Here is a 12094-nt window from a genome sequence, read left to right on the forward strand (position 1 = left end):
CCTATCAATTTGGTCACTCAGTTCATTGAAACCGAAGTGCTTATTGCTAAGCATTTTGATTATCATCAACGAGTGCCCACACAGATTGATTGGTTTAAATTGTTAAAGAGCTGGCTTGCGAATCTCTCGTTGAGCTTCGAAGCGGAGGTGAATTCTAACGAGTTAATTTGAAGAGTCAAACACTTTTTCAAATTTTCTTTTTTAGAAGCTTTCCCTCAACTAACACTGCCTGAAGCCTTGCGGCGTCTGCCGTGTCAGTGAGGTCGCATTATAGAGATCCGTTTAATCTTGGCAAGCTTTATTTAACGAAAATAGTCAAAATAATGCTTAACGGGGACTTTTTTAGCCAAAGCCTTATTTATCCCACTTTATCAAGACGAAACAAACACGTTACCCACAGAGTTATGCACATTAACCTAATTATATGCCTGAACCATTCACTTCTTTTGCCTCTTCATGAAGGCCACACTCTCTTTTCAAACCGAAAAATCGAGTTTCTTCTTCACTCATTCCTGGTTTCCATTGGCGAGTGGTATGCCAGTCACCAACCGAAAGATAGCCTTGCTCCCATAATGGATGGTAAGGAAGGTTATTTTCTTTTAAATAATAATGCACATCTTTATTACTCCAGTCGATCACTGGTAAAAATTTAAAAACATTATTTTGAATCGACAGAATCGGCAAGTTGGCTCTCGATTGAGACTGCTCGCGACGTAAACCAGAAAACCAAGTACCGACCGATAAGTTGCTTAAAGCACGACGCATAGGCTCAACTTTATTTATTTGGTTATAACGGCTGATGCCATCAATCCCCTGCTCCCAAAGTTTGCCATACTTAGCTTCTTGCCAAGCCGGAGTGATCTCGGCACGAGTAACATGCAAATTCAGGTTTAGGCTTTCGATTAATTGGTCTATGAATTGATAGGTTTCTGGGAACAAATAGCCGGTATCGGTCAAAATAACTGGAATGCCAGGCTTAATATCCGATACCAAGTGCAACATCAGAGCAGCCTGAATACCAAAACTCGATGATAAAACATGAGTACCCGATAGATTCTCTAAAGCCCATGCAACGCGCTGCTGAGCGGTCAGTGTCTCAAGATAGCCATTTAACTCGGCAAGGTAGAGCGTTTGCTCGACCTTACTCAATGTTAATAGATGTTCAAGCTCGAGGGTTAAAATAGGACGCTTAGGCATAAAAATCCCTCTTAGAGATAACCACCTCTTCTATTATCCCAACACGAATGGTGAAATCACCAAATCCTTCATCAGCATTTCGCTCATGTGCCCAGCGATCAATCAATACATCAAGCTCTTGTAAAATCTGTTGGTCAGTGATGTTCTCTTTATACATTTTAGGGATGCGCGTTCCCGCTCGATTGCCCCCTAAATGAAGATTGTAACGCCCCGGCGCTTTGCCAACTAAGCCGACTTCGGCAAGCATCGCCCGCCCACATCCATTAGGACACCCTGTAACACGCAAGATAATATTGTCTTCTTTTGGTAAGCCATGTTTGTTCAGAAGGTTCTCAACATCCGTGACAAACTGAGGCAGAAAACGCTCAGCTTCCGCCATTGCTAAAGGACAGGTAGGGAACGACACGCAGGCCATCGAATTCTTACGCTGCTCGCTGACCTGATCATTGATTAAACCATGTAGCCGAGCGATCTGTTCAATCTCTGCTTTATCTTCCGATGCCACGCCAGCGACAATCAGATTTTGATTGGCTGTCATGCGAAAATCACCCTGATGGATCTTAGCGATTTCAGCGACACCGGTTTTCAATGGTTTACCTGGGAAGTCCAATAAACGGCCATTTTCAATAAACAGCGTTAGGTGATGCTTACCGTCAATACCTTCTATCCAACCGATGCGATCGCCACGTTCGGTAAATTGATAGGGACGACTTGGCGCAAATTGAATACCTGCACGTTTTTCAACTTCAGCTTTAAAGACCTCAACACCCACTCTATCTAAAGTGTATTTGGTTTTGGCGTTTTTACGATTAGAGCGGTTACCCCAGTCACGCTGAGTTGTGACCACTGCTGCTGCAACATCTAAGGTTTTCTCTAAAGGAATAAAGCCAAAATCATCCGCGCGGCGCGGATAGGTTGACGTATCGCCATGCGTCATCGCCAAACCGCCGCCCACCAGCACATTGAAACCAACTAATTTGCCATGCTCAGCAATCGCGACGAAATTCAGATCGTTGGCATGAACGTCGACATCATTTTGCGGCGGGATCACCACTGTCGTTTTAAACTTACGTGGTAGATAGTGCTGACCTAAAATAGGCTCATCATCTTCTGTCGTTTCTACTTTTTCACCGTCCAACCAAATTTCGGCGTAAGCGCGAGTTTTCGGTAATAGATGTTCACTGATTTTTTTCGCCCACTGATAAGCTTCTTGGTGCAATTCAGATTCAACAGGGTTTGAAGTACACAACACATTGCGGTTCACATCACCAGCCGTAGCAATCGAATCAATACCAATGCTATTCAGCGTTTGGTGCATCAACTTAATATTAGGCTTTAACACGCCATGAAACTGAAACGTCTGCCGCGTAGTTAAACGAATGCTGCCATAAAGAGAATGCTCACTAGCAAACTTATCTATCGCCAACCACTGCTGAGGAGTAATAATCCCTCCCGGCATACGAGCTCGTAACATCACATTATGTAGAGGCTCTAATTTTTGCTTGGTTCGTTCGTTACGAATATCGCGATCATCTTGCTGATACATACCGTGAAAACGGATCAACTGAAAATTATCCGCGCTAAATCCACCGGTAATACGATCTTGCAGATCCTGCTCGATCGTACCCCGTAAAAAATTACTTTCTCGCTTTAAACGCTCGTTATCCGAGAATGGCCCCAATACTTGGCCTAATACTTCTTGCTGTGGCGATTGTGGTTTAGTGCTCATTAGTAAACATCCCTTTGGTAACGCTTCGCTTTACGTAAATCATTAATAAATTGTTCTGCTTGATCTTTGTCCAAACCACCTTGCTGGATGGCAATCGTAATCAGAGCTTGATGAACATCTTTCGCCATATACTGAGCGTCGCCACACACATAAAGGTAAGCTCCTTGTTCAATCCATTGCCAAACTTGCTCAGCTTGTTCTAACAAACGATGCTGCACATAAACTTTTTCATGCTGATCTCGGCTGAATGCCACATCCAAACGGGTTAATAGGCCAGACTTCAAATATTTCTGCCACTCAAGCTGATAGAGAAAATCTTGGGTAAAGGTGCGATCGCCAAAAAATAACCAGTTTTTCCCCGGCGCAGCCCGATTATCTCGCTCTTGAATAAAACTGCGGAAAGGCGCAATCCCGGTTCCGGGGCCAATCATAATAATTGGCGTATTATCATCTTCTGGGAGTTTGAAATGGTTATTGGCTTCTACAAAGATTTTTACCTGCTCGCCTTCAGCCAATTGATGAGCAATAAAGCTCGATGCACCACCTTGACGCCGCTCGTCGTTAACCGGATATTCAACCACGGCAACAGTAAGATGTACTTCTTCATCAACTTCTCGTTGGCTAGAAGCGATTGAATATAATCGAGGGGTTAATCGGCGCAGTAAACCGATCAACTGATCAGCCGACAAGGCACATTTTTTCTCTTTTAATACATCAATAATTTGCGTCTGCGCTGAATACTCACGAAGCTTGTCTTTATTTTCGACCAGTTTTTGCAACTTTTTACTGGCTGACAATTCGGCATATTGACTAATAAACTGAGGGTTAGATGCGGTGATCTCATAATGGTTAACTAACGCATCATAGACAGTGCATGGCGAGCCGTCGACTGCAACCTGCTCATCACCAGTTAAACCCACCAGCGTTAAGATCTGTTGCACTAATTGAGGGTTGTTCTCATACCAGACACCAAGCGCATCACCTGGCCGATAAGTTAACCCTGAATCGGTTAAATCAATCTCGATATGTCGCACGTCTTTTCCGGAATCGCGACCGGTAATTTTTTGGCTAGTTAATAACGTGGCTAGATAAGGATTCTGTTTTGAATAGCTCGCTTGCTTGGCATCAATTTGACTAAGCGGAAGCTGTACAACCTGCCCTTGCTCAGAAGATAGAGCTTGTTGTACCTCTTGCAACGCTTTCGCCTGCCATTCAGCGACTGGTTGCGCGTAATCGACATCACAATCAATGCGATCAATAAAACGCTGCGCACCTAATTTTTCCAAAAACAAATCAAAGTCTTTACCCGTTTGACAGAAAAACTCGTAGCTCGAGTCTCCTAAGCCAATCACGCCATATTTTAAGTGCGGTAATTTAGGCGCTTTTTTAGATTGCAAAAACTCATGCAAGACAAGGGCGTTATCAGGCGCTTCACCTTCACCATTGGTTGAAGCAACGATGATCACATGCGTTTCTTTCGCCAGATCTTTGCCTTTGTAATCACTAGCATCAAATAACTGCACCTTAATACCTAACGCTTGTGCTTCGCGTTGAAGCTGCTGCGCAACCCCTTTGGCATTACCGGTTTGCGAAGCAAAAATAATGGTTAATTGACCCTGTGGCGTTGAAGTTACTGATAAAGCTTGAGACACCGCAGCACCAACACGATTAGCCGGCGCTTGACTTAACCCCCAGAAATAACCACTCAACCAAGCCAATTGATGCGGCGATAGTTCCGTTGCAGTTTGCTGGAGTTGTAAAAGCTGAGAGTCGTTGATTGGGCTGGCTAACGATGCCAATTCTTGTGGTAAGGTATTTCCTGAAGACATTGTCACGACGTCCTTATTCATTGCGTGACGATAGATTAACCACTCTCTTTAATAACAAGAAAGAATAGAAGAGAATGTTTTATAACTTTTTGGAAGTAAGAAAGTCACCCTTCAATCAAAGCGACTTTCTATTCTGACTTGCTTAAAACCAACCGCCATAGCAGATTTTGAGGCACTGTCTAAATCGGTATAATGGCACTCTTCACCGCTAGCATCGGTGAGCGGCACAAAACCACCTCGTTGGTGACGAAATTCAACAATCCATGTTCCTTCCGCCGATGAGGGTTCAATAATGGCTTCAATCAGCATTTGCTCCCGATACAGATTTCTTAGTTCCGTGATTGTCATGGCTAATCTCGCTTCCATCGCTCATCCATTAGATTAAGCATGGTTTATTTCGAGCAAATTGCGAGTAAGCAGCGCAAATTTTCAGCTAATCCATCACGAAGTGGTCAACCATCAAAAATGCATTTCAGCACCAATAAACCAGCCATCGACAAAGACCAATGATTCGCTAGTTTGTGGTGACTGGGTTGCTAAATTAGTAAACTCCAAATCAATCACACGATAGCCCGCTTTTAATATCAATGGGTAAGTTGGGTTATCAATGACATACTGAATACCAGCCGTCATATCCGCACTTTTAATGCCTTTACTCTCACCAAAATCAATCTGACCAATGATATCAAAATTTGAATTCGGGATACTTAACTCTGCATATCCAAACCAATTGAAGGTCAAATCATTAAAGGCATAGTGCTGATTATCTGGCGCTCGGTAGTCCGTGGAGCGATATTGACTGAGCATCACCCCTGCATTAAAACGCAACGCTTGCCTATCAAGCAACCGGTAATACAAGGTGTAATCGTACTTATCAAACGCCACCGTCTGTGCATCAACATGGCTATAACGAAAACTCATGTTCGGCCAATAATCGAGTGAATGCTCGAAAGCTAAAGAGATCACAGGTACTTGCGCCGTCTCATAGCGAACGTTATCAATCTTCGTTTTCCCCCACCACATTTCAGCGCCCACTTTCACACCATACGCTGCCTCTTCCGCTAACGCCGAACTTGAAACGCACACTGCTACGCCACACAAGATGGTTTTGATTCGATTCATGATGATCTCTTCTCCTGATTGCTTGCATTGAATGGCGACGATGGCATTTATGCGTTCGTCAACTACGCCAACCGATTACACATTTAATTCTTGATAAGGAATTTTCGCCAACGCGGTTTCAACAACCTCAACACCCGATCCCGGCTTATGGGCATTTTCACTAATATAACGTCGCCACTGGCGCGCTCCTGGCATACTCTGGAAAAGCCCTAACATATGTCGAGTAATATGCCCAAGATAAGCACCTTGAGTGAGTTGCTGTTCAATATAAGGGTACATCTCTTGAACCACTTGAGAGCGTTTTTTAATAGGCTTATCAAGACCAAAAATCTGTTGATCCGCTTCCGCGAGTAAATAAGGATTTTGATAAGCTTCACGTCCAACCATTACCCCATCAAGATGTTGTAAATGATCTAACACTTCGGTTAACGATTTGACTCCACCATTAATCGCAATAGTTAAGTGAGGAAAGTCCCGCTTAAGCTGATAAGCACGTGGATAATCGAGAGGCGGTATTTCACGGTTTTCTTTCGGGCTTAAGCCACTTAACCAAGCCTTACGCGCATGAATAGTGAATTGCTCACATCCACCTTGTTCGGAGACTAACTGCACAAAGCGAGTTAAGAACTCATAAGAGTCTTGTTCATCAATCCCAATACGGGTTTTGACGGTTACTGGAATATCCACCACCTCACGCATCGCAGCAACGCAATCGGCAACCAATTGCGGCTCAGCCATTAAACAAGCACCAAACTTACCATTTTGTACCCGATCAGAAGGGCAGCCGACGTTTAAATTAATCTCATCATAACCACGCTCTTGAGCTAACTTGGCACAATGAGCTAAATCCATAGGATTCGAGCCACCGAGCTGCAACGAGACTGGGTGCTCTTCTTGGTTATAAGTAAGAAAATCGCCCTTACCGTGAATGATAGCTCCAGTGGTCACCATTTCGGTATACAACAAGGTTTGCGAGGTGAGGAGACGATGAAAATAACGACAATGTCTGTCCGTCCAATCAAGCATAGGGGCCACCGAAAGACGATGAGCTTTAAATTTATCAGTGTCAGTAGAAGTAGTCATAGTTTACGTTTGGTTAATAGGCGGTCATGTAAGCCAACAGCTTAGGCTAACTTTTATACGATAAGAGTAACAAAAGTTAGCCAGTATTCCGCAATAAGCGCAGCTTAGCTAAAACGATAATACGAATTTAACCAGACAGGCTGTTATGAAAAATAATTTGCAGATTATACACAAGTGTCGAGCTCATGTAGCAAAAACTCATCAAAGAGCTGGACGATGAACTTTCTCGATGTGGACAAGATTACACCACACCGAGGGGCAGATGAAAAACGTACACCCATAACAGTAGTAATCCTGACCACATAACAAAAAATGCAATACTGTAGGGCAACATCATCGACATCAATGTCCCTAGTTTCGCTTTCGGTTCATATTGCTGGGCAGTGGCAAGAATTAAGCCTAAATAACCAAAGAGAGGAGTAATAATATTCGTCACTGAATCACCGATTCGAAAAGCGACTTGAATGAGATCGACAGACAACCCAGCCAACATCAGCGAGGGGACAAAAACCGGAGCCATTAAACTCCACAGCACCATCGGCGATCCCATAAATAAGTTCAAAAATGCACTAAAAGTGATCAACCCCACAACCAGCATAGGCCCTTTAACGTTAAGCCAAGCCAGTAACTCACTTAAGGTAACAGCCAACAACCCCGATAATTGGCTAAGTTGAAAAATAAAGATCAACTGCGAAGCGAAAAAGATGATGACCAGAAACAAACCCAGCCTCTCCATGCTTTTTTGACAGCCTTTGATAACATCACTCTCCCCCTTAAACGAGCCGGACATAAACCCAAACACCAACCCACTTAAGGCAAACGTTAACGAGACAATAATCGGCAAACCTTTAATCACTTCACTACGAGCAAACATCGTAGGATCGCTCGGCGTTAGCCATCCCGAAGGATGAAGCGTGGCGATAACCATTATCAATACCAATAACATTGCTGCGCCTAATGCGCTAAACATCGCTTTGTCATGACGAGTATCTGGGATCACCTCAATGGGAAAGCCTTTGCAAGAGTAACGCGCTAAGCGTGGCTCAACCACTCGGATAGAAATCCACGTACCTACCAGCACCAACATACCAACACTGGCAGTAAGAAAGTAATAATTGGCTAATGGACTCACCGTCACCATAGGATCAACCAATTGCGCCGCCGAAGTACTGATCCCCGAAAGGACCACATCATAAGTGGTTAAAAACACTGAAGCATGTGAACCACCAGCAACACCAGCAAACGCGGCCGCTAATCCAGCGAGGGCTGAACGTTTTGCCGCGAGATAAGCTCGGCATGCTAGGGGAATCAAAACAATATATCCAACCGCTCCCGCCACATTTGATAGTAAGCCCAATAACATGATAGTTGCGGTCAATTGCCATGTACCAGCATGTCTCACGGCACGTTGCACCGCATAACCAATCAGACCTGAAGCATCCGCAATACCGATACCAATCATCGCAACAATAATGATGCTTAGAGGGGGAAAGGCTGCGAAGGCTTGTAAAGCCCCACCAAGCCATGCTCGTAATCCAAATTCAGAGAGTAAATCCTCGACCGAAGCAACGGGCTGTCCTGGTAATTGATAATGCCATCCGAGTAATGAACCAAATTTAGAAATAACTAAAACCACTACCGTCAATAGAATGAATAATACGATGGGATGAGGTAGCCGATTACCCCACTTTTCAATCCAATCGAATAGGGAACGGTTGGCCCGTGACTTAGGCATCGATAAACTAAAACGCATATAATTTCCCCGTATAAAAAGTCGTCACCACGGTTAAGGTTTTGCTGACCATCATCATCACACATTGATTTTGATTCACACCAAGAATCTCACCATTGAAAAACATCCCACTGACAAGTAAATCAACTCAATAAACACACGAAAATAAAACATCAAATTAACCAATACAATCAATGAGTTAAAATGATAACCATTATAATTCAAGTTGTGATTTATAGTAGTGTTATTCACAACAATAACGCGACTTACTGAAAATCATGGGCAGCTCTAGGGACGACGATAAAGATAACTGGGTAAGGGAATTAAAGGGGGGCTACGAGCATAATCACCACGTTAAGTAGGAAAGTGAATCGCCGATTTTCTTCACTGTATCGTTTTATCGCAAGATGAGGTAAGTTAGGCACTATTTATGACAATAGCGTTCATAGTCAATCAATCACTAATGATTTATTGATGTTCAAAACGATATTTATCTTGAAATAGTATATGATTACTAGAGTCCAGCAATGATGGTGATAGATTTGGACAAGAAGCTTAGCCAACAAATTGAAGAAATATGTGCAGCAAGGGGCGTTCGTCTAACTTCACAACGTAAGCGCGTTTTTGAACTTATCTGCGCCAGTCAAAAAGCATCCAGCGCCTACGATTTGCTTGAAGATTTAAAAGTCAGTGAGCCACAAGCAAAACCACCGACGGTGTATCGAGCCTTAGATTTTCTGTTAGAACAAGGCTTTATTCATCGTGTAGAGTCAACGAATAGCTTTATCTCTTGCTGCTCTTGTAATGCCCATAAGCACTTTTCTCAGCTGTTAATTTGTGACCAATGCGGTAACGTTGTGGAGTTACAAAATGATAATCTGATAACAATGCTGGCGAACAACGCGGAGCAACACGGATTTACAATTACTAACCATGTCATTGAATCTCATGGTATTTGCCAATCCTGTTCTTCAGAAACAAAGAATTAGACTATAGAAGAGAGTTATGCGCGCTGAATTTGTCAATCCGTTCTTAGCGTCTTTGCTAAATGTACTAAAAACGATGGCTTCATTAGAACTGAAGCCCCAAAAGCCTCGCCTCAAAAAAGATGAAATTGCTCGTGGCGATGTGTCTGGTCTTATCGGTATGATCGGGCCTCAAACACGCGGTTCCATGTCGATTACCTTTGATGAGGCTTTAGCCTTACAAATTATGGAAAACATGTTGGGCGAACGACCGAATGGCTTAAATGAAGAAGTCACGGATATGGTCGGGGAAATTACCAACATGGTAACGGGTGGAGCAAAACGCATCTTAGCCGAAAGTGGCTTTGATTTTGATTTAGCGACCCCAGTGGTGGTATCGGGCAAAGGTCATACAATACGACACAAATGCGAAGGTTCGATCATCATCATGCCGTTCTCATCTCAATGGGGAAATGCCTTTATTGAGATCTGTTTCGAGTAAACCAGAGCAAGTCGCTTTGACTTGCCCAGAAAAGAAAAGGGTCGACATTTCACGTCGACCCTTTTGTATATTGGTAATAGCAGACTTATCGACGGCAAATCTTGTTCAAGATCGGCGAAGAGCCAGCCTACTTAGCGTGGTATTAGCCCCGAAAGGCTTTAAACGCATTGATCAAACCATTGGTTGAGCTGTCATGAGAGATAACGTCTTGACCATCCGCCAACTCAGGAAGAATCTGATTCGCTAATTGCTTACCTAACTCTACGCCCCATTGATCAAACGAGAAAATATTCCAAATCACACCTTGCACAAAAATCTTATGCTCATACATTGCAATCAAATTGCCTAAAGTTCGTGGCGTGATCTGTTTAACTAAAATCGAGTTAGTTGGACGGTTACCTTCAAAAACTTTAAAGGGGACTAACGCTTCAATTTCCGCCGCAGATTTACCCGCTTTCAGTAATTCCGCTTTCACTACATCGGCAGATTTACCAAATGCAAGCGCTTCAGTTTGCGCAAAAAAGTTCGACATCAATTTTTGATGATGATCGCTGACGGCATTATGAGTCAATGCTGGCGCAATAAAATCACAAGGGATCAGCTTGGTGCCTTGGTGGATCAACTGATAAAACGCATGCTGACCATTGGTACCTGGCTCACCCCAAATGATCGGTCCTGTTTGATAAGTCACAGCCTGACCATTACGATCAACGTATTTACCGTTCGATTCCATATTCCCTTGTTGGAAATAAGCCGCAAAACGATGCATGTATTGATCGTAAGGTAAAATCGCTTCTGATTCAGCGCCATGGAAGTTGTTATACCAAATACCAATCAGAGCAAGGATCACCGGAATATTACGCTCAAACGGTGTATCAACAAAATGCTGATCCATCTCGTGAGCCCCAGCTAACAACTCAATAAAGTTATCGTAGCCAATTGATAGAATGATCGACAAACCGATGGCTGACCACAGAGAATAACGGCCACCAACCCAATCCCAGAATTCAAACATATTTTCGGTATCAATACCAAACTCAGTCACCGCCTGACCATTGGTCGACAGCGCAGCAAAGTGCTTCGCCACATGCGCTTGATCGCCCGCGACGTTTAAGAACCAATCACGCGCAGAGTGAGCGTTAGTCATGGTTTCTTGCGTGGTGAACGTTTTCGACGCCACTAAGAACAGCGTGGTTTCCGGATCCACTTTCTTCAATGTCTCAGCAATATGAGTACCATCGACGTTGGATACAAAGTGCATGGTCAGATGATTTTTATACGGCGCGAGCGCTTCAGTCACCATATAGGGACCTAAGTCTGAACCACCAATACCAATATTCACTACATCGGTAATCGCTTTACCGGTGAAACCTTTCCATTCACCCTTGATCACGCGCTCTGAAAATACACGCATCTTTTCTAATACGGCATTAACGGCTGGCATCACATCTTGGCCATCGACCATTACTGGGGTATTACTGCGATTACGTAGTGCAGTATGTAAGACGGCGCGACCTTCAGTTTGGTTAATTGCCTCACCTTGACACATCGCTTGAATGGCATCTTCGAGATGCGTCTCTTTGGCTAAAGCAAACAGGTGTTGCATCGTCTCTTGATTGATTAAATTCTTCGAATAATCAACCAGAATATCTTGACCAAAACGCGCTGAGAAATGGTTAAAACGCTGGTTATCCTCAGCGAACAGAGTGCTTAAATCCATGTCTTGCGCTGATTCAAAATGCGCGGTTAGTGCTTTCCAAGCGTTGGTTTGCGTTGGATTAATGTTTTTCAACATATTCTCTATCCCAATGTTACGGTAGGTTTTATTCCTTATTACCTTGCCTATTGGCTAGGTTGGAATCCCTGTTAATGCAAAAAAGAAACTCATCATGGTTCGATAAAGCAGAGTTACTGCTCAATAAACTCATTATCGCT

The 12094-nt window shown here is 43.5% G+C and carries 10 protein-coding genes; 2 read left to right on the forward strand and 8 right to left on the reverse strand.

Annotated elements, in window-relative coordinates:
* Nucleotides 1-420: 420 nt before the first annotated feature.
* From FKN88_RS15805 to FKN88_RS15835, 7 genes are all read right to left on the reverse strand, one after another.
* Entirely contained in the window at nt 421-1197 is a 777-nt protein-coding gene (locus FKN88_RS15805) for a phosphoadenylyl-sulfate reductase (RefSeq protein ID WP_154169304.1), read from the reverse strand.
* Nucleotides 1190-2926 carry an assimilatory sulfite reductase (NADPH) hemoprotein subunit gene (gene cysI, locus FKN88_RS15810; RefSeq protein WP_154169306.1) on the reverse strand — a complete coding sequence of 579 codons (1737 nt, stop codon included), beginning with the start codon at nt 2924-2926 and terminating at the stop codon, nt 1190-1192. Before cysI ends, FKN88_RS15805 begins: the two co-directional genes overlap by 8 nt.
* A complete protein-coding gene (locus FKN88_RS15815; protein WP_306687671.1) occupies nt 2926-4776 on the reverse strand; it encodes an assimilatory sulfite reductase (NADPH) flavoprotein subunit in 1851 nt (616 codons plus the stop codon). The genes cysI and FKN88_RS15815 overlap by 1 nt, the downstream gene beginning before the upstream one ends.
* A 90-nt stretch (nt 4777-4866) precedes the next feature.
* On the reverse strand, nt 4867-5103 hold the full coding sequence (locus FKN88_RS15820; protein WP_040904939.1) for a hypothetical protein: 237 nt from the start codon (nt 5101-5103) through the stop codon (nt 4867-4869).
* Between the two features lie 111 nt (nt 5104-5214).
* A complete protein-coding gene (locus tag FKN88_RS15825) occupies nt 5215-5877 on the reverse strand; it encodes a TIGR04219 family outer membrane beta-barrel protein (RefSeq protein ID WP_154169308.1) in 663 nt (220 codons plus the stop codon).
* Nucleotides 5878-5952: 75 nt separating this feature from the next.
* Entirely contained in the window at nt 5953-6960 is a 1008-nt protein-coding gene (dusA, locus tag FKN88_RS15830) for a tRNA dihydrouridine(20/20a) synthase DusA (protein ID WP_154169310.1), read from the reverse strand.
* A gap of 241 nt (nt 6961-7201) precedes the next feature.
* A complete protein-coding gene (locus FKN88_RS15835) occupies nt 7202-8713 on the reverse strand; it encodes an AbgT family transporter (protein ID WP_203342030.1) in 1512 nt (503 codons plus the stop codon).
* A 509-nt stretch (nt 8714-9222) separates the two neighbouring features.
* Here FKN88_RS15835 and zur point away from each other — a divergent pair.
* Together zur and FKN88_RS15845 are read left to right on the forward strand one after the other, a co-directional pair.
* Nucleotides 9223-9681 (forward strand): zinc uptake transcriptional repressor Zur, encoded by a 459-nt coding sequence (gene zur, locus FKN88_RS15840; RefSeq protein ID WP_040904941.1) that lies wholly within the window; start codon nt 9223-9225, stop codon nt 9679-9681.
* A 16-nt stretch (nt 9682-9697) separates the two neighbouring features.
* Nucleotides 9698-10159, forward strand: a complete 462-nt coding sequence (locus FKN88_RS15845) for a chemotaxis protein CheX (RefSeq protein ID WP_004396129.1) — start codon at nt 9698-9700, stop codon at nt 10157-10159.
* Nucleotides 10160-10301: 142 nt separating this feature from the next.
* On the opposite strand, the gene pgi is transcribed toward FKN88_RS15845, so the two are convergent.
* On the reverse strand, nt 10302-11954 hold the full coding sequence (gene pgi, locus FKN88_RS15850; protein WP_158137748.1) for a glucose-6-phosphate isomerase: 1653 nt from the start codon (nt 11952-11954) through the stop codon (nt 10302-10304).
* Nucleotides 11955-12094 lie beyond the last annotated feature (140 nt).

It is taken from the genome of Vibrio sp. 2017_1457_13 (assembly GCF_030851525.1).
Classification (GTDB): Bacteria; Pseudomonadota; Gammaproteobacteria; order Enterobacterales; family Vibrionaceae; genus Vibrio; species Vibrio metschnikovii.